Here is a 17569-nt window from a genome sequence, read left to right on the forward strand (position 1 = left end):
CAATCCGAGCTTAAGCCGAATCATACAGCGGTAGATACGTACTCGGCGTAACCAGCATCGATATTCTTCTAGTTCCCACTTTCTGGTATGACCGATAGTTGTTCCGACATTTTTGGTGGAAACTTTTTCATTACTATATCAAAGAACAGAGGCACGAAAAAAATAGCTAGAATAGTTGCTGTGATCATGCCACCGATGACACCTGTACCAATAGCATGGCGACTGTTGGCTCCAGCACCTGAACTGATTGCTAATGGCAAAACACCCAGCAAGAAAGCCAAAGATGTCATGAGAATTGGCCGTAGACGCTGTCGAGCAGCTTCAATAACTGCTGATTGTAAATTAGCACCTTGTGCATAAAGGTCTTTTGCAAACTCAACTATTAAGATTGCGTTCTTAGCTGACAGGCCAATTGTCGTTAATAGACCAACTTGAAAATAGACATCATTTTCAAGCCCGCGCACATATGTTGCAACTAATGCACCAATTACGCCTAATGGTACTACTAATATAACAGAAGTAGGAATTGTCCAACTTTCATAAAGTGCTGCAAGGCACAGAAAAACAAAGAGTATGGAAATAGCATAAAGATACGGTGCTTGTGATCCCGACTTTTGCTCTTCCAGTGATAATCCTGTCCAAGAGACGGTAATACCATTGGGCAATTTTTCGGCTATTTCTTCAACGGCCTTCATGGCGTCACCGGTACTATAGCCAGGGGCTGCCTCACCAACGATTTCGACTGCAGAGTAACCATCATAACGTTCTAACCTCGGCGATGCCACCTTCCAACGGGTGGACGCAAAGGAAGAGAAAGGCACCATATCTCCTTTACTGTTACGAATATACCATAGGTTAAGATCATCGGGAGTCATTCGATAATTTGGTTCCGCTTGCATGATTACTTGTTTTTGGCGGCCACGGTCAATGAAATCATCGATATAACTACTACCCCAACCTGTTGATAGAGTTTCATTAATATCATCAATACTGACACCTTGTGCGATTGCTTTTTCATAATCAATATCGATAATAAACTGAGGGCTATCTTTCATCCCATTAGCTCTTACATTTGCTAGTCGAGGATCCTTGTTGGCATTCTCCAGAAATGTTTTTTCTAGATTCATTAGTTCATTGTGCCCCAGATTTGAACGATCTTGCAAAAAGAAGTCAAAACCAGAAGATGTTCCCAAGCCACGAATAGCTGGTTGATTGAAAGCCATTACATTGGCTTCCTTTATTGAGGAGAAATATTTGTTGGCTCGTTTTATTATGCTATCAACCTGATCGTCTTCATTTTTACGAAGGTCCCATGGTTGTAGTTTTACAAATGCCATTCCCATATTTTGCCCGCGACCAGAGAAGTTAAATCCATGTACAGCTAGCATCATCTGCACATTATTTTTTTCTTCGCTGGAAAAATAATTGTTTACTTTTTCCAGGGTAGCCTGAGTCTGTTTTAGATTGGCTCCATCAGGAAGCTGAATAGATACAAAAAATGAACCCTGGTCTTCCGTAGGCAAGAACGATGATGGTAATACCTTAAATAAACCAAGCATTACGCATAGCAGTAAAACATAGATGAGAGTAAACGTTCCTCCTCTTTTAAGTATTTGTACCAGGCCAGTTTCGTAGTTGATTGTCATTCTCTCAAAATATATGTTGAAAGTCTCAAAAAATTTATTTCTTGTCGAGCTGTCATGTGTTGCTTTTAATAATGTTGCACAGAGGGCTGGCGTAAAAACCATAGATGTAATTACAGATAGCCCCATGGCTGCAACGATAGTAAGTGAAAATTGACGATATATAACACCAGTTGAACCACCAAAGAAAGCCATAGGAATAAAGACAGCGCTTAATACTAGTGAGATACCAACTAGTGCACCTGTGATTTGATCCATGGATTTGCGAGTCGCCTCAATAGGAGAAAGTGACTCCTCCGTCATTAAACGCTCGACATTTTCTACGACGACAATTGCATCATCGACCAGCAAACCGATAGCCAGTACTAATCCAAACATGCTAAGGGTGTTAATACTGAACCCCATAACCGACATAATCCCGAATGTACCTAATAGTACTACTGGAACTGTAAGGGTTGGAATCAAGGTTGCACGAAAATTTTGCAAAAACAGATACATGATAAGAAACACAAGGATGACAGCTTCAAATAGTGTTTCTACAACCTCTTCAATTGATAACTTTACAAATGGCGTCGTGTCGTTAGGATACTCCAATTTATAATCCATTGGGAATTGTTGAGACAATTCATCCAGTTTTTCACGTACCAGCTTTGATGTAAGCATCTCGTTCGCACCAGATGCCAGTTTTATACCTACTGCTGCCGTAGCTTGGCCGTTTAATAATGAAGATGTGTCAAAAGATTCGCTATTTAATTCTACTCTTGCAATATCTTTCAATTTTACATTTTTACCATCAGTTTTTGCCAAAACTACAATGTTCTCAAATTGCTCGCTGGTATTCAAACGACCGCGACCAACAATCGTTGCACTGAAGTCTTGAGCTGATGTGGCTGGTGCTCCACCGAGCTGACCAAAGGATACTTGAGAATTTTGGGATTTAATAGCTTTTTTAATATCAGCAACAGATAAGTTAAGCTGTGCCAATTTATTAGGATCAAGCCAGATACGCATGGCATATTGGCTACCGAATACTTGTAGCTCTCCAACACCGTTGACCCGGCCTAGTGGTTCATAAATATTATTTAATAAGTAGTCTGAAAGATCTGCCCGGCTGACTTTTGGATTGCTGGAGGTAATTGATGCAATCATTAGAAAAGAGTCGGATGTTTTTTTAACCATGACACCCTGTTGTCTTACTGCATCAGGTAAATGAGCCTCAACAGTTTTTAACTGATTTTGTACCTGCACCTGAGCGATATCAGGATCGGTTCCTGGTTCAAAGGTTAGTTGAGTGACACCATTACCATTCGAATCACTCGTTGACTTTATATACATCAGATTATCGATACCAAGCATTTTCCGCTCAATATTCTGAGTTACTGTATTCTCTACAGTTTCAGCCGACGCACCGGGGTAACTTGTAGTAATTCGAACTACTGGGGGGGCGATATCAGGGTATTGCTCTATAGGCATAAAGATAATGGATAATATGCCTGAGAGCATTATTATTATGGCTAAAACCCAAGCAAAAATAGGGCGATCTATAAAAAAACGAGCCATGTGATAGATACTCCGGCCTTAGTTATAAAGGTATGGTTTTACTAAATCACCAGGATTGATTTTTTGAATCCCTTCAACAATAACTTTATCAATGCTTGACAAACCAGATGTAACAGTCCAATTAGAACCAGTCATTTTACCTAGCGACACATTTTTTATTGCAACATGATTATCTTTGGTTAGTGTCATTACAAATGCTTCTCCGCGAGGAGTCCTCTGTATTGCTTTCTGGGGTATTAAAAAGCTGTCCTTTAATGAACCCTCTTTTATTGAAGCTTTGACAAACATGCCCGGTAGTAATTTGTGTTCCGGATTCGGCACTGTTACACGAACCAATACCATACCTGTATCTTGGTCAACACTAATGTCAGAAAATTTTATACTGCCAAGATGAGGGTAATCGGTATCATTCATTAGTGATATTTTTACATTATTTCCTGTTGAGCTAAGGTTAGTGATTTTTCCTTTGCTTACGGCGTTTTCTAGATTGATGAGGTCAGTAGATGACTGATTCACGTTAATATAGACATGATCAAGTTGTTGTATAGATGCAAGCGCTGCCGTTTGGTTGGCGGTGACCAGCGCGCCCTCAGTGATATTCGAGCGACCGATTTTTCCGCTGATAGGGGCTCGTACATTTGTATAACCAAGATTTATTTCAGCTTCATCTAGTGCTGCTTTAGCAGCCATGACGGCAGCTTTTGCCTGTTGCCAAGCTGAGTGATTCTTATCATAATCTTGTTTACTTATAAGATGTTTGCTTAAAATATATTTAAATCGTTCATCTTGCAGTCTCAGCATCTCTTCATTAGCCTGTTCTTTTGCTAATTCAGCTTTGAGTTTTTTGACTGTTGCCTCATATGGTGTTGGATCAATCTGATACAGTATTTGTCCTTTTTTTATATCAGCACCTTCTTCAAAGAAACGCTTTAAAATTATTCCATCAACTCTGGGCCTTACTTCAGAGACACGCTCTGCTTCAACTCTACCAACTAAACTTGTAATGACAGGGATGTTTTCATTAACTAAGTTAATATAACTAACCTCAGTAGGTAAGGTACTTATAGATGGCGTGTTAGTATTTCTATTGCATCCACTGAGTAGTGCTGAGCAGCTAAAAATAACAAAGGATAACAATAGAGTATGTTTTCTATACATGCATTTATTACCTGGCTGATAAAAATATGGGTGGCAAGAAGATATAACCTTATGACTGTAAGTGAACAGCAGAAATCATCCTTGGCGATATTTAATACTTGATAGATATATTCTGTATTAATTTACAAAATCAAGTATGCTCATTAATTATTAAAGTGTAACCAAGATATGTGTTATGAATGTGTTTATCTGTAGCAAATTGTGTCAGCAATTAATTGATGATTGTTTTTAAAGACAAAAAGAAAAAGCAAAAAAAATGCCGGATGACCGGCATTTTTTATTTTAATGCTATCTGTAATTAGAAGTTATATTCCATGGAGATAGCTACGATATCATCTGTCGGCTGACCATATTTGCTATAGCCACTCATGGAACCATCATCCAGCAGATTCATTTTATAATCTACAAAGGTAGTGAAATTCTCGGTGAAGTAATATCTTACGGACAGGTCAATATATTCGTTAAGGCGGCCGCTAATATTGTTAGAGGTGTCTTTTACATCTTCTCTAATGTAAGCTGCGATGGGTTCAAAGTCGCCAGCACGATATTTTGCTACGGCTTCATAACCATTGCTCTCTGCAGCAAAACCATTGTTTACGATAGACTGATATTCACCATGAGAGTAGTTGACTGCCATGTAGAAACCGCTATTGGTATAGCTAATTGCACCACCAACAAGTTTGGCATCATGGTCGCCACCAAACGATGAATAGTTTCTTTGATCGTTAGTTTTCTTGGCTTGGTTATAAGCAACACCCAAACCGAGACCATTATCAAAGTTGTAAGTAGCTGATGTGGCGAAACCGTTACCAGTCCCCATCAAATGATTACCAGAATTGGTAAAACGGTCATTATTTTGAGCTTTACCTTCACCGGTAAACTGAGCACCCAAGGAGAGGCCATCGTATGTATAGATGTACTGAAGCAGACCGTTGCTACGTCCAGTACCAAATAGATCGTTTACTTTACCAAGGCCATCACCACCAAATTCTGGCATGATATCAGTGGTGTTCTTTACTGCTTTATCGAACAAACCATCTTGACGACCATAGACTAACGTTCCGAAAGTATCATGCTTCATACCTGCATAGGCATAACGCAGTTCATCGTTGTCAGAGCCAGAGGTTGGCAAGTTATACTCAGCGAAACCAAAAGCATTTAGCTCATTATTGATAGCCGTTTCACCGTTAACATGCAGGCGAAAATAGCTTGAATCACCACGGAGATCTTTGTTACCGGAGGCATAATATTCACCGTTTACTCGGCCACCAATATCCAGCTTAGTACCATTTTGATTAATAACAGTGGCTGCTTGAGCGCCGCTGGCCAGTACTAAGCTGGTGATGGCCATAGTCAGTGCAGATTTTTTCATATCCATGTTTCCTCTGATGTAAACACTTCCGAACCTGTGATCGGCTCTATGGAAATCGGAAAGGGTCCGATAACCACACGGTAGGCGCCTGAACCTTGACTGGGCCTGAATCTGTCGCCGTTTAATTGAGCGGGGAAGGGGGCTGGAAATATCAGAAAAGACATTTTTGAAGTAGGTGAAAAGCAATTAAATTCAATGTGTTATTATCATTTTAATTTTTATGTATTTCGACATTCCTCATCAACCAAGCCGATAAAGCAAGTTGTGAGCTGTGTCACGGCTGATAGTGCCAACGCTTTTCTGGATAGCAGACGGCACACAACCTGTAGCACTTTGTGAACCTGGTTGTCTGCTATCTTGCATGAGCATGTATTGCGCCATAATGCTCAGGTTCTCCATCCGTTTTTTGCTGACAAATAGTTAGATTGGAGATCCGGAGTGCTGATGAGTTCACTAACATGACCTGCTCGTGCCACTCTTGAGCTGGTTGAAAGGGCGGTTGAAGTGGTGAGAATGGTGGTTGCCTATGTGATATGCCCAGCGCTGATGCTGTAGGTAGTCTGGCTTGCGATACCCAGTTTTGGATACAGCACATATACCCACCTAGTACTCCGCAGATTGCTTAAGGTACTTGCTGTCAAGGAGCTAGCAGGTCCATCCCGTGTTTCCTGCACGTAACCATATAAGAATGGGCTAGTTTACCCTGACAGCCATAACGCGTCGGCGTCTGCCAGCATATCAACTCACCAGTTTTGCTCTATCCGATAAAGGGCAGTTTAAAAATCGGTGAGTCTCACTCCTCGTCCCATCGGTGCTCCATGTATAAGGTCAGCCATATTCAGGCTGTAATACTGGAAACATTGCACGTTATCTGATGAACAATACCTTGTTTATATCTGCTGCAACAGTGAGGAATTGCGCCAAAATAAGCCAACGCCAGGGGGGCGTGACAGCGCCTCAGTTTGTTACACCTCCCTGTGTACCCGCACTGATGACGACGCTATCCTGGAAACCCAGCCCCTTTGAGTGTCTTGCCAGGTAGTCAACTTGCTTTTTGCCACAGGGTCAGCAGCAGATCCTGTTCCAGTTCATCCGGACCCTGTTGAGCGAAAGCGTGACGCTGCTCACCGGTTGCCCGCCAGCCGAGACGGCTGGTCTCCAGAATAAAGCTGCGCATGGCCTGATCCATGGTGAAGCTGAACTGGCAGCGCTGTTGAGCCATCAAATTGAGGCCGTCGAGGGTTGGCCAGCTGAGGGGGTGTTCCATGCTCACCGGATTGAGGCTGACCCGCAGTTGCCACTGATGGCGCGGGCCCGGCTGCAGATAGAGCAGATAGCCACCGGGGGCCAGCCAGCTAACAAGCTGTTCGGTCTTGACCTTGAGATCGTTGACCAGCAACACCTGAACCGAGCCTGGTTGCAGCGGCGCACGGGCGGGATCGGCAATGACAAATTGACCGTCCGGCTGCGCTTTTTTTGCAGCAAAGATGGTGTTTTTGGCGATATCAATCCCGGCAAACTGCCAGCCGGGCAGGCGCTCTGCCAGAGCACGGCAGTAGTAGCCTTCACCGCACCCGAGATGGATCAACTCTTGCGGGGCCAGCGGAGAGAGCAGGGAGGCCATTGCTTCAACCAGCGGCAGTTGGTGTCCGGCTTCCAGGAAATGGTGCTTGGCGCGCATCAGGGCGCGGCTGTCGCTGTCTTTGGGGTTTTTCTTGCCGGGAATGAGATCCAGATAACCTTCCGGTGCCGGATCGAAGTGATGTTTGTTGTCGCAATAGCGCCCCTGGGAGGCTTCATGAAGATGGAGCGGGCTGCGGCAACGGGGACATTGAAGGTGCATAGTAACTCTCTGGGCGAATGCCGGAACAGTGAAAGGCGTTCGGGATTATAGGGGAGAGGATCGAAAAAGGCTGCCGTAGCAGCCTTTTTTATCCCAAGGCCTCAGCCAGGCCTGCGGACGGGTCATCAGCGAGTGCCAAATACCACAATGGTCTTGCCGTGAGCAGAGATGAGCTCCTGCTCTTCCAGCATCTTCAGGATGCGGCCCACGGTTTCACGGGAGCAGCCGACGATCTGGCCGATCTCCTGACGGGTGATCTTGATCTGCATGCCATCCGGGTGGGTCATGGCATCCGGCTGTTTGGCCAGGTTGAGCAGGGTCTGGGCGATCCGGCCAGTCACATCCAGGAAGGCGAGGTTACCCACTTTCTGGCTGGTGTGTTGCAGGCGCTTGGCCATCTGGCCAGAGAGACGCATCAGAATGTCCGGGTTGACCTGGATCAGCTGGCGGAACTTCTTGTAGGAGATCTCTGCCACTTCGCAAGAGCCTTTGGCGCGAACCCAGGCGGAGCGCTCGGGATTCTCGTTCTCCTCGAACATCCCCATCTCGCCCAGGAAATCGCCCTGGTTCAGATAGGAGAGGATCATCTCTTTGCCCTCATCGTCCTTGATCAAGACGGCCACAGTGCCCTTGACGATGTAGTAGAGGGTCTCCGCTTTTTCACCCGCATGGATCAGGGTGCTCTTGGCGGGATACTTATGAATGTGGCAGTGCGACAAGAACCATTCCAGGGTGGGATCGCTTTGCGGTTTGCCAATGACCATGAGAATTCCTCTGTAGTGTCTTTTTATGGACTTGTGCGTCCGGGCAAGCTGCCAATCTTGCCATTCCTTGTATTGGTCGCAGTAGGATAAGAGCCTTTGCCTGTGCTGACAAGGCTTTGCGGGCTTTTGACAGAGCCCTTTGAGTAATGCCTGCTGCGCCGCTTCGGCCATTCTAGGGAAGATAGAGGTCGGAGATGTTGATTTTGATCTATTTCCATCCCAACTCCCCCTGTTCGGCAGAGATAAGCGACTGGGTTATGCTAGGGATCCATCATCACGATTAACAGGAGAGAGTGCGAGATGAAAGCCAAGGTCAGCTGGGTGGAAGGGATGAAGTTTGTGGGTGAGAGTGAATCCGGTCACAAGGTGATCCTGGATGGTGCCAACCCCGGTGAGGGGGCCAGCCCGATGGAGATGATCCTGCTGGCGGTCGGTGGCTGTAGCTCCATTGATGTGGTCTCGATCCTCGAAAAAGCGCGCCAGTCGGTGACCGCTTGTCATGTCGATGTCAGTGGCGAACGGGTTGATAGCGTGCCCCGGGTTTTCGAGAAGATTAATCTGCACTTCGTGGTGACCGGCAAGGGATTAGCGGAGAAGCAGGTGGCCAGAGCGGTCGATCTGTCGATGGAAAAATACTGTTCTGTTTCCCTGATGTTGGAAAAAGCGGTACAAATTACCCATAGTTATCAAATTGTTGAAGCTTGATAACGATTGTTTCGTTGGTACCCTGGCATAAGGCCGTCACATGAGGCCACTGCACAAGGCCATGACATAAAGCCATTACATAAGGAAAGTGCAATGAAAAAATTGATCGCTCTGCTTCCCCTTTTGGGCCTGGCGGCGTGCAGCAGCCCGCAACCTACCCAGTATCAATACAGCCAATACCAGTGTGGCGAAGAGATGCTGGCCGTTACCTATGATGCCCAGGCTGATATGGTGCAGTTCCCCTATGCCGGTGTTTACCACAAGCTGGCGCGTGTGGAGTCAGAGTCTGGCGCCAAATATTCTGACGGCCTGACCACCTTCTGGAATCAGGAAAAACAAGCTCTCCTTACCCAGAAAGGGGTGACGCTGCTGACCTGTACGCTGAAGTAATCCCGGTGTGTTCCCGCAAGAAGAGCGGCTTGTCATTCGACAAGCCGCTCTTCTTATTAAAAGCATCAACAAAAATGATGAGGACGTCAGTGGGTTGGTACTGGTGCCAGCAGTTTGGCCGCGAGCTGTTGGCTGAGAGCCTGGCGCTGGTTATCGGCAATGGCGACATCGCTGGCCAGCGAGATGGCGCTACTCCAGACGGCTTTCTGGGTTTTGCGGTCGAGTAGCACGATGGCCAGGGTGCCCTTGCGCTGATCCGGTGTGGCCTGCACCCCGGGCGTCATGCCAAGGCGGGAAAAAATCTGTCCATCGCTGATATCCTTGTTACCCGCTACACCGATAGCGACCCAGAGATCCGCTTCATCAAGAGGAACGCTCTGCCACCCCTTGCCATTGAGTTCTTTACTGACCGCATTCTGGATGGGTTCCAGCCATCCTTCGGCCTGATCGCCGGCAAACTGATATTGTTCAGCCAGTGCGTAGCGCGGAGTGGCGCCGAAGGTCCAGTCACCGAGCGAGCGAGCCACCATGGTTCCGGGCTCAAACGTTGGTGCTGACGGCCCGCTACTGCAGCCACCCAGCAGGGCAAGTAGCACCACAGAGAGAGAGGCAAAGCGCATCATAAGCTCCTTTGTATCAGGTGATTTTGCCCGTTTCGAGCAGTTGCTGGATCAGTGGCTTGAGGATCAGCTCCATGGCAAACCCCATCTTGCCGCCCGGCACGACGATGGTATTGATCCGCGACATGAATGATCCATCGATCATTGACAACAGGTAGGGAAAATCAACCTGTTTTATGCCACGAAACCGGATCACCAGCATACTCTCGTCCAGACTCGGGATCACCTTGGCGCTGAAGGGGTTGGAGGTATCCACCGTCGGTACTCGCTGAAAGTTTATATGGGTACGGGAGAACTGCGGGGTAATGAAGTTGATGTAATCATCCATGGAACGGACGATGGAGTCGGTCACTGCCTCACGGGAGTGGCCACGCTCCGAGGTATCGCGAATGAGCTTCTGGATCCATTCCAGGTTGACGATGGGCACCACGCCGATGAGAAAGTCAACGTGGCGGGCCACATTGTGATCCTCGGTGACCACACCGCCGTGTAACCCTTCGTAGAACAACAGGTCGGTATCGTTCGGCAAATGCTGCCAGGGGGTAAAGGTGCCGGGCATCTGGTTGAAGGGGACCGCCTCGTCAAAGCTGTGCAGATAGCGGCGATATTGACCGGTGCCATCCTGGCCATAGCCCTGGAAGAAGCTCTCCAGCAAGCCGAAGTCATTGGCCTCGGGGCCAAAATAGCTGATGTGGCGTCCCTGCTCGCGCGCCTTGCGGATTGCCACGTCCATCTCGGGGCGGGTATAGCGGTGAAAACTGTCACCTTCTACCACGGCCGCCTGATAACCCAGCTGGTGGAACATAGATCTAAAGGCAATGGTGGAGGTAGACGTACCGGCACCGGACGACCCGGTGACGGCGATAATGGGATGCTTGGCCGACATAGAATGCTCTCTTCCTTGGGAGTTTCGTTATACGGGCGTGAACCCGAGATGGTCAAGACGGCTCGTTGAAACGATCACGCGGCACAATATTGACCGATTCATGCAACTCGCTATAGACGATCACGGCGATGCCTTGCTGTAATTGAGTCCTTACCATAGCGACCTTAGCCTCAAGCGGCACATCATGTTCGCCATATTCGGTGCCTTCCTGCAGCACAAAGTGCTCGATCAGGTTGGTCAGGGTATCGGCATCCAATGCTTGCCAGGGGATTATCATGAAGGGATCTCGATGCAAAAGGGTATAACTGTCAGCTATTGTTGTGCGCAATAAAATGAGTGCAACCTCTTTTTACGCGTTTCGTGGAGTGTGAGACATGTTGTCTGAAGAGCAACGCCGGGCCCCCTCAACGATGTCGGCTCACATGGATCTTGCTCGCCGGCAGGCTATCAGTCGCGGCATGGTCTGGTTCTGGCTGTTGAACTGGCTGGTGGTGCTGTTTCTTGCGATACGCTACCAGGTCTACAGTCAGGCGGGCCTGGCCAGTGATGGTGCTCTACCATGGCGTTTTCAGAGTGAGTTGGGTTTTGTCATGGTAGTGCTACTGCTACTGCCGGTTGCAGCCCTGCTCTGCAACCATATGCAGGATCGAGTCTGGCTATGGTGCGCACTGGTCGTAATGTTGGTCTGGGGGGGCGTCTGGACGCTACATATCTTCACCATTGGTGAAGTTGAGCTGCGGGGAGGTGCAAGCTATGCCAACGGGATCATGCGCCTCAATTTACTGGCCGCGCTGATCGCGTTCTATCCCGACCGACGCGTGCTGTATGCCTATCTCAGTGTACCGTTGCTATTTGGCGTTGCGCGCTTGTGGTGGCTGGAGGTGGATTTTCCCCAGCTTTATCTGCTTGAAGTGGTATGTACCATCATGGCGCTGGAGGTTGGCCGCCGGATGCTGCATCGCTGGTTTGAGTTGGCCGTAATTCGCGAGCATGACAATCTGGCTCTGTTGCGGCGCCTCGATGCACTGGCCAAGCAGGATCCACTGACCGGTCTTGCCAACCGGCGCCACTTCAGTCAGGAGCTCGAACGTTGCATAGCCCATAGTCAGTCGAGCAGCACTCCGCTTGCCCTTATCCTCATTGATGTGGACTACTTCAAGCGCTTTAACGATCACTATGGCCATCAGGCGGGAGATGTCTGCCTGCGGGAAGTGGCGCAGTTGATGATGCGTGTGGTGCGCAGTGAGGCGGAGCTGGCTGCCCGTTACGGCGGTGAGGAGTTTGTGTTGCTGCTACCCGATGCCGATAGTCAGGGCGCAGCTAAGGTAGCGCAGCGGTTGCAGGATGGGCTGGCTGAAGTGCAGCTTGAGCATCTGGCATCCGACGTCGCCGATCGGGTGACCATCAGTCAGGGGATCGCAGCACTGGGAAACGGGGAGAGTGGCGAGCAGCTACTGGAGCGGGCCGATCAGGCGCTCTATCGGGCCAAGGAGTTGGGACGCAATCAGTTCTGTGTTGCAGAGTGACTCTGTTCGGCAATCCAGCGGCTGATCCGCTCATCCAGCCAAAACCGTGGCCGCCAGGGCGTGCCGTGCAGAAAGCCGACATGGCCGCCGCGCTGGCTCAGCTCATAGCGCACCGTGGGCGAGAGTTGCTCCGGCCGTGGAATGACGGCGTGTGACATAAAAGGGTCGTCGGCGGCGTGGATGATCAGGGTCGGGATCGCGATCTGGCGCAGCAGGGGAAGGCCGGAGCAGTTCTGGTAGTAGTGGGTTGCACTGTGAAAGCCGTGCAGTGGCGCGGTGACCAGCTCGTCAAAATCACGCAGGGTGGCAATCTGCTCTACTTGCTGGGGTTGCCAGCGTTCACTCGCTTTCTGCTGCTGGCTGATTTTGTTGAGCAGATTGCGGCGCATGGTACGCAGCAGATAGTTCTGGTAGACCTTCGAGAAGCCCTGATTGACCCGCTCGGCGCAGCTCGCCAGTTGCAGCGGGGCCGAGACCACCACCGCCGCTTTCAATGCCGCAGGACAGGCTCGCGCCAGCAGATTGACCAGCATATTGCCACCCAGTGAAAAGCCGATGGCGATCAGCGGTTTGCCCGGGAAGCGCCGGCTCAGCTCGGCAATCAGCTCCTGCGCATCACCGATGGCGCCGGAGTGATAGGCTTGCAGGTGGCGATTGGGCTCGCCACTGCAACCGCGAAAGTGCATCAACACAGCCTCTCTGCCTTCTTGCTGCAGGTGGGCGAACAATCCCTTGGCATAGTGGGAGTGAATGCTCCCCTCCAGCCCGTGAAACACCACTACCAGCGGCCGTTCATCAAGGCTGACTTCCCCGCTCCAGGCGAGGTCGACAAAGTCCCCGTCCTGCAGTTCAAAACGCTCAGCCACAAAACGGGCAGGGGGGCGGCGCAGCCATTTGGGCAATATGGTCTGCAGATGAGGATTGCGGGCCCACCAGGGGGCGTGGAAGTGGCTCTCGGTCAGCATGGGGTCAGCCGGTCAGTGTCGAAGATAAAGAGGACGGGAGAAGTGACCTCCCGCCAGTCATTGGTTTATTTCAGCAGGCGATCGTGATGTTCGGCGCCGCGCAGCATGGCCTGGATCAGCTCGTTGGCCTCGAACTTGGTCAGCGCCTCATGGGCCCCCACCTGATGGGCACGCTCCACACTGATCTCGCTGGAGAGCGAGGTGTGGAGGATGATGTAGGCTCCCGCCAGTTTGCTGTCGCTCTGTACCTCGAAGGCCAGCTCGTAGCCATCAAGCCCCGGCATCTCGATATCGCTCACCAGAATGTCGATAGGGGTCTTCTGGCTGGCCCGTTGCTGCATCAGGGTCAGTGCATCCTTGCCATTGGTACAGACCTCATAGGGGATATTGATGTAGTCGAGGGCGGCCATCAGCTGACGGCGGGCAACCGAGGAGTCATCAACCAGCAGGATCCGCATCGGCTTGATCCGCTCCCGCTGCACATCGGTCAGTACCGGATAGAGGTGGCTCGGATCGTCCGGATAGACCCGGGAGAGGATCAGCTCCACGTCCAGCAACTGGATCAGCTGGTCATTGACCCGGGTTACACCGGTTACGAAGACATTGTGGCCGAGGGCGGCGGGAGGTGATTCGATATCGCGCCAGTTGCACTCGGTGATCTTGTCGATACCCCGTACCAGAAAGCCCACCAGGGTACGGCGGCAGTCGGTGATGATGATGAAGCAATGGGGCATCTCCTCCTTGCTGATGGGGCGATAACCCACCGCCATCGCCATGTCGATCACCGGAATGGTGGAACCGCGCATGTTGGCGGCCCCCAACACGGTCGGATGCGAGTGTGGCATGGCGGTCAGCTGGGTGTAAGGGACTATCTCCTTCACCTTGAGAGTACCGATGGCAAAGGATTGCTGGGCCGAAAGGTGAAACAGCAACATGCCTTGGGATTGATTGGCTTTGCTCGTCATGGCAGATGTCCTGTTGGTCGAAACGTTGGCAGTCACTTCAGGTCTCTAGCATAAAGGATTACGGTGGGGATGGCCCTTCCTTGTTAACGACCATCTGGCAAAAAACTGGACTCGTTCAGCCAATTTAGTTGGCGCATTCACACCGGCATCCGGTTATTGATCACCATCTTCGCCAACTCCCCACTGCTGGCAGGCTGCTTGCAATGAGGCCTCATCGGCATAACCCAGCTTGCTGGCCACCTGCGCGGGTTTGCTGCCGCCCTTGAGCAATCTGAGCGCCTGTAGAAGTTGCCACTGTTGTTGCAATTTACTCCCTTCCATCGGCGCATCGGCTTGTTGTGCCCACTGTTGCAGAGACTCCGGCTGGCCATTGGCCAGCGCTTGCCAGCAAGCTTGCAGCTCACCATAACCCTGCTGGCTGATGGCGCACTGTTGCAGCTCATCCAGGATCACCTGCAGTCGCTGACCGTAGGCCCCTTGCCACTCTTTCGGACGTTGCCACCGGGCTAGCGAGTCGAGCAGGGCATCGAGCAGCGGGGTCGTCTGCAGCCAGCCTGCCTGCTGCGGCTGAGCCACGCGCAAAGAGACATTCAGCTGATCGTACTCGCAACCGCTGAGGGGGCTGAAGGCGGCGAGGGCATCGGCGCAGAGCCAGAAGCTGCTGCCTGCCGGCAGCAATAGCTCATGTTGGCCCAGTCTCAGCAGCGCGGCGCCCCGGGTGATCCGCAACAGCTGCCCGACCGGAGTTCGTTTGCGGTTGCCGGCGTGCAGGCCCTGGCAGGAAAAATGGTGATACTCGATGGCGTGATGCATGTAAAAACCCTGATATGATGCTGCCTGGAGGTAACAAATATGGAAACCAGACGTAAAAAACGCTTCATTGCCGGTGCAGTCTGCCCGGCGTGCGGCAAGTTGGACAACATGATGCTGTATCTGGAGCATGGAGTCGAGAAGGTGACCTGCGTCGCCTGTGGCGATACCCAGGTACAAACGCCTGCCGAGGTCGACAAGCAGACTCGCGAGGCGGAAGAGGTGATCGGGGTGTTTCGCCCCTGATAAGGGAACGGCGGGTGGAATGAGGGTCTCCTTGCTGACGCTGTTGCCGTTTTTTTCGTCACTCAGTGGCGCCGCACGGCATATGCGCGGCCCGCTTTTTAGGGTATTCTGAGCCCGTTTTTTTCTATCCGCAGGATCCTGACATGAAAGTAGCTCCTCTGAGCGTGGTTACGCTGGAATACACAGTCACCGACGAGCACGGTGAAGTCATCGACAGCACTGTCGGCAAAGAGCCGCTGGTCTATCTGCACGGCACCCGTTACCTGGTCTCAGGCCTGGAAGCCGAGCTGGAAGGTCGCGCGGTAGGTGAAGCCTTCGAAGTGACTCTGGCACCGAGCCAGGCCTACGGCGAATATGACGAGACACTGGTACAAGAAGTACCGGGCGAGCTGTTCGATGGCATGGAAGTCTCCGAAGGGGATACTTTTGTGGCTGAAACCGACGATGGCCACCGTCCGGTGACCGTGGTTGAAGTGTCCGAAGAGTTCGTCAAGGTGGATGGCAACCATCCGCTGGCTGGTGTGACTCTGGGCTTCAAGGTCGAGATCAAGGACGTGCGTGCTGCCACTGCCGAAGAGCTGGCTCACGGCCACGTTCACGGTGCCGGTGGTTGCGGTCACGATCACGGTCATGACCACGATCACGGCGGCTGCTGTGGTGGTCATGGTCACGACCATGATGAGGATCACGGCCAGGGCGGTTGCTGCGGCGGTGCTGGCCACGGTCACGATCATGGCCACGACCACGGTGATGACCATGGTCACGGCGGTTGCTGCGGTGGTGGCGGTTGTGGTGGCAAGGGTCATCACCACTGATCACGGCCAGGCCGATGATAAAAAACCCGCGATAATCGCGGGTTTTTTATTGGCTGACAGTGGTGCCAAGCCATGTCGCCAGACCAGAGATAGCGCCGGTTCAGTAGTGCGGCGGAGGGGTCTCTTCGGCCATGCTGGCAATCTGGCTGGGTTGTACGCTTTGCAGTTTGTCGATCAGCAGCTGGATCTGGTATTTGAGTCGATCGAGTTCACGGCCCTGGGTGGTTACCTCGTCGTTGAGCTGCTCTATGGTGTACTCCGCATAGGCGAGACGGGTTTCCAGGGTTTCGATGCGATCGTTAAGTTGCTGACTCATGGGCCTTCGGGTCCTTACTTGATTGTCCAGATTTCGGCCAGACCACTGGAGCTGGCACTGACAAGGTGGCTATTGTCGCGCAAAGCGACGCCGTAGACTACTGCGCTGGGCGGTTTCACCTTGGGTTGCGGCGAGACGCGCCAGCTCTGCAGCAGGGCACCATCGCTCACTTGCCACAGCGAGAGCTGACGGGAAGGGGCGCCGGTGATGAGCCACTTGCCATCGTTGGCAAAGCGGGCGCTGGTGTAAACCTCGAAGCGGTGATCATATTGCAGCTGACTCACCTCCTTGCCGGTTTTCAGATCCCAGATGCTGGCCCGGCTGCTGTCGGCGGTGAAGGCGTAGCGGCCGCTCGGCTCCAGTCTGGCCATGATCACCCGGCCACCATGGTTGAAGCGCCAGATCACCTGCCCGCTACGGGTATCCCACAGATAGGCGCTATAGTCGTTGCCGCCGGTCAGGGCATAGCGACCGTTAGCGGAGAGATCCACCGTATTGACCTGCTCGGTGTGCCCCAGAAACTGCAGGCGACGACCGCTTCGGGTATCGAGCCACTCAGCTTTGCCATCTTCCCGCCCGATCAGCACATAACGACCGTCGGCAGAGAGCGCGATGTCCCTCAGCCTGGATTCAGGAAGTGAGTAGTAGCCTTGTGATTGCCCGTCGCTCAGCCGCCAGGTTGCAAAGGTATCGGGGGTGGCGGTGACGGCATGGCTGTTGCCTTCGGAAAAACGGGTAATGAATACCAGATCATCCGCCGAGTCGGATTGCTTCCAGCGCCAGCGTTGACGGTTATGTTCCAGATCCCAGACGATGATGCCCTGGCTGATGCTGGAGACGATGGCCTGCTTGCCATCACTGGAGAGATCTGCGGTCAGCAGACCCGTGCTGGCGAGGGGCATTTGCTGGTTGGGTTGGGAGCTCTGCTCGCAACCGGTGAGCATTAAACAGAGGCTCACCAGATAAATGGCACTTTTTATCATTT

18 protein-coding genes are annotated in these 17569 nt (G+C 51.3%); 5 read left to right on the forward strand and 13 right to left on the reverse strand.

The annotated features are described in order from the left end of the window. Positions 1–68: 68 nt before the first annotated feature. The 5 genes from G5149_RS17040 to crp all read right to left on the reverse strand — a co-directional run bounded on the left by G5149_RS17040 (position 69) and on the right by crp (position 8340). Positions 69–3203, reverse strand: coding sequence for an efflux RND transporter permease subunit (locus tag G5149_RS17040; RefSeq protein ID WP_216980220.1), 3135 nt, complete (start codon positions 3201–3203; stop codon positions 69–71). Between the two features lie 18 nt (positions 3204–3221). Next, on the reverse strand, positions 3222–4361 hold the full coding sequence (locus G5149_RS17045) for an efflux RND transporter periplasmic adaptor subunit (RefSeq protein ID WP_216980221.1): 1140 nt from the start codon (positions 4359–4361) through the stop codon (positions 3222–3224). 298 nt (positions 4362–4659) lie between these two features. Continuing rightward, a complete protein-coding gene (locus G5149_RS17050; protein ID WP_421213088.1) occupies positions 4660–5733 on the reverse strand; it encodes a porin in 1074 nt (357 codons plus the stop codon). A gap of 1042 nt (positions 5734–6775) precedes the next feature. Beyond that, positions 6776–7576, reverse strand: a complete 801-nt coding sequence (locus tag G5149_RS17055; RefSeq protein WP_005348293.1) for a putative RNA methyltransferase — start codon at positions 7574–7576, stop codon at positions 6776–6778. Between the two features lie 125 nt (positions 7577–7701). After that, positions 7702–8340: a cAMP-activated global transcriptional regulator CRP gene (crp, locus tag G5149_RS17060; protein ID WP_005335304.1), complete on the reverse strand. Its 639-nt coding sequence runs from the start codon at positions 8338–8340 to the stop codon at positions 7702–7704. A gap of 300 nt (positions 8341–8640) precedes the next feature. Here crp and G5149_RS17065 point away from each other — a divergent pair, with 300 nt between their 5' ends. Together G5149_RS17065 and G5149_RS17070 are read left to right on the forward strand one after the other, a co-directional pair. Further along, positions 8641–9045 (forward strand): OsmC family protein, encoded by a 405-nt coding sequence (locus tag G5149_RS17065; RefSeq protein ID WP_005362569.1) that lies wholly within the window; start codon positions 8641–8643, stop codon positions 9043–9045. A 93-nt stretch (positions 9046–9138) separates the two neighbouring features. Then, a complete protein-coding gene (locus G5149_RS17070) occupies positions 9139–9435 on the forward strand; it encodes an MliC family protein (protein WP_005348285.1) in 297 nt (98 codons plus the stop codon). A gap of 86 nt (positions 9436–9521) precedes the next feature. Here the strand turns inward: G5149_RS17070 and G5149_RS17075 are convergent, their stop codons facing one another. From G5149_RS17075 to G5149_RS17085, 3 genes are read right to left on the reverse strand one after another with little or no spacing between them, the layout of a single operon-like run. Beyond that, positions 9522–10055 carry a DUF4136 domain-containing protein gene (locus G5149_RS17075; protein WP_005348282.1) on the reverse strand — a complete coding sequence of 178 codons (534 nt, stop codon included), beginning with the start codon at positions 10053–10055 and terminating at the stop codon, positions 9522–9524. Positions 10056–10071: 16 nt separating this feature from the next. Continuing rightward, complete coding sequence (locus G5149_RS17080) at positions 10072–10941, reverse strand: phosphoribulokinase (RefSeq protein WP_421213090.1); 870 nt, start codon at positions 10939–10941, stop codon at positions 10072–10074. 52 nt (positions 10942–10993) lie between these two features. Then, positions 10994–11218 (reverse strand): YheU family protein, encoded by a 225-nt coding sequence (locus tag G5149_RS17085; protein WP_005348275.1) that lies wholly within the window; start codon positions 11216–11218, stop codon positions 10994–10996. A gap of 145 nt (positions 11219–11363) precedes the next feature. On the opposite strand from G5149_RS17085, the gene G5149_RS17090 reads away from it, so the two are divergent. After that, a complete protein-coding gene (locus tag G5149_RS17090; protein WP_421213092.1) occupies positions 11364–12467 on the forward strand; it encodes a membrane-associated sensor domain-containing protein in 1104 nt (367 codons plus the stop codon). On the opposite strand, the gene G5149_RS17095 is transcribed toward G5149_RS17090, so the two are convergent. From G5149_RS17095 to G5149_RS17105, 3 genes are all read right to left on the reverse strand, one after another. Beyond that, complete coding sequence (locus tag G5149_RS17095; RefSeq protein WP_421213094.1) at positions 12446–13432, reverse strand: hydrolase; 987 nt, start codon at positions 13430–13432, stop codon at positions 12446–12448. The two genes, G5149_RS17090 and G5149_RS17095, sit on opposite strands and share 22 nt — an antisense overlap. Positions 13433–13497: 65 nt before the next feature. Beyond that, positions 13498–14397, reverse strand: a complete 900-nt coding sequence (locus G5149_RS17100) for a chemotaxis protein (protein ID WP_371178290.1) — start codon at positions 14395–14397, stop codon at positions 13498–13500. A gap of 153 nt (positions 14398–14550) precedes the next feature. Then, positions 14551–15210, reverse strand: coding sequence for a hypothetical protein (locus G5149_RS17105; protein ID WP_421213097.1), 660 nt, complete (start codon positions 15208–15210; stop codon positions 14551–14553). A gap of 39 nt (positions 15211–15249) precedes the next feature. On the opposite strand from G5149_RS17105, the gene G5149_RS17110 reads away from it, so the two are divergent. Both G5149_RS17110 and slyD read left to right on the forward strand, forming a co-directional pair. After that, positions 15250–15453 (forward strand): YheV family putative zinc ribbon protein, encoded by a 204-nt coding sequence (locus tag G5149_RS17110; RefSeq protein WP_005335287.1) that lies wholly within the window; start codon positions 15250–15252, stop codon positions 15451–15453. A gap of 143 nt (positions 15454–15596) precedes the next feature. Then, positions 15597–16268: a peptidylprolyl isomerase gene (gene slyD, locus G5149_RS17115; protein WP_005348264.1), complete on the forward strand. Its 672-nt coding sequence runs from the start codon at positions 15597–15599 to the stop codon at positions 16266–16268. Positions 16269–16368: 100 nt separating this feature from the next. Here the strand turns inward: slyD and G5149_RS17120 are convergent, their stop codons facing one another. Continuing rightward, positions 16369–16584, reverse strand: a complete 216-nt coding sequence (locus tag G5149_RS17120; protein WP_005335285.1) for a SlyX family protein — start codon at positions 16582–16584, stop codon at positions 16369–16371. Positions 16585–16598: 14 nt separating this feature from the next. Then, positions 16599–17567 carry a hypothetical protein gene (locus G5149_RS17125; protein ID WP_421213099.1) on the reverse strand — a complete coding sequence of 323 codons (969 nt, stop codon included), beginning with the start codon at positions 17565–17567 and terminating at the stop codon, positions 16599–16601. Between the last annotated feature and the right edge of the window lie 2 nt (positions 17568–17569).

This window comes from Aeromonas sp. 600479, assembly GCF_049175515.1.
GTDB lineage: Bacteria > Pseudomonadota > Gammaproteobacteria > Enterobacterales > Aeromonadaceae > Aeromonas > Aeromonas veronii_A.

Coding starts and splice junctions, on each gene's coding strand:
- G5149_RS17100 (WP_371178290.1), bottom strand. CDS start 14,397: ATGACGAGCAAAGCCAATCAATCCCAAGGCATGTTGCTGTTTCACCTT.
- G5149_RS17040 (WP_216980220.1), bottom strand. CDS start 3,203: ATGGCTCGTTTTTTTATAGATCGCCCTATTTTTGCTTGGGTTTTAGCC.
- G5149_RS17080 (WP_421213090.1), bottom strand. CDS start 10,941: ATGTCGGCCAAGCATCCCATTATCGCCGTCACCGGGTCGTCCGGTGCC.
- G5149_RS17075 (WP_005348282.1), bottom strand. CDS start 10,055: ATGCGCTTTGCCTCTCTCTCTGTGGTGCTACTTGCCCTGCTGGGTGGC.
- G5149_RS17125 (WP_421213099.1), bottom strand. CDS start 17,567: ATGATAAAAAGTGCCATTTATCTGGTGAGCCTCTGTTTAATGCTCACC.
- G5149_RS17110 (WP_005335287.1), top strand. CDS start 15,250: ATGGAAACCAGACGTAAAAAACGCTTCATTGCCGGTGCAGTCTGCCCG.
- G5149_RS17120 (WP_005335285.1), bottom strand. CDS start 16,584: ATGAGTCAGCAACTTAACGATCGCATCGAAACCCTGGAAACCCGTCTC.
- G5149_RS17045 (WP_216980221.1), bottom strand. CDS start 4,361: ATGTATAGAAAACATACTCTATTGTTATCCTTTGTTATTTTTAGCTGC.
- G5149_RS17085 (WP_005348275.1), bottom strand. CDS start 11,218: ATGATAATCCCCTGGCAAGCATTGGATGCCGATACCCTGACCAACCTG.
- G5149_RS17095 (WP_421213094.1), bottom strand. CDS start 13,432: ATGCTGACCGAGAGCCACTTCCACGCCCCCTGGTGGGCCCGCAATCCT.
- G5149_RS17050 (WP_421213088.1), bottom strand. CDS start 5,733: ATGAAAAAATCTGCACTGACTATGGCCATCACCAGCTTAGTACTGGCC.
- G5149_RS17090 (WP_421213092.1), top strand. CDS start 11,364: ATGGATCTTGCTCGCCGGCAGGCTATCAGTCGCGGCATGGTCTGGTTC.
- G5149_RS17055 (WP_005348293.1), bottom strand. CDS start 7,576: ATGCACCTTCAATGTCCCCGTTGCCGCAGCCCGCTCCATCTTCATGAA.
- G5149_RS17105 (WP_421213097.1), bottom strand. CDS start 15,210: ATGCATCACGCCATCGAGTATCACCATTTTTCCTGCCAGGGCCTGCAC.
- G5149_RS17065 (WP_005362569.1), top strand. CDS start 8,641: ATGAAAGCCAAGGTCAGCTGGGTGGAAGGGATGAAGTTTGTGGGTGAG.
- G5149_RS17070 (WP_005348285.1), top strand. CDS start 9,139: ATGAAAAAATTGATCGCTCTGCTTCCCCTTTTGGGCCTGGCGGCGTGC.
- slyD (WP_005348264.1), top strand. CDS start 15,597: ATGAAAGTAGCTCCTCTGAGCGTGGTTACGCTGGAATACACAGTCACC.
- crp (WP_005335304.1), bottom strand. CDS start 8,340: ATGGTCATTGGCAAACCGCAAAGCGATCCCACCCTGGAATGGTTCTTG.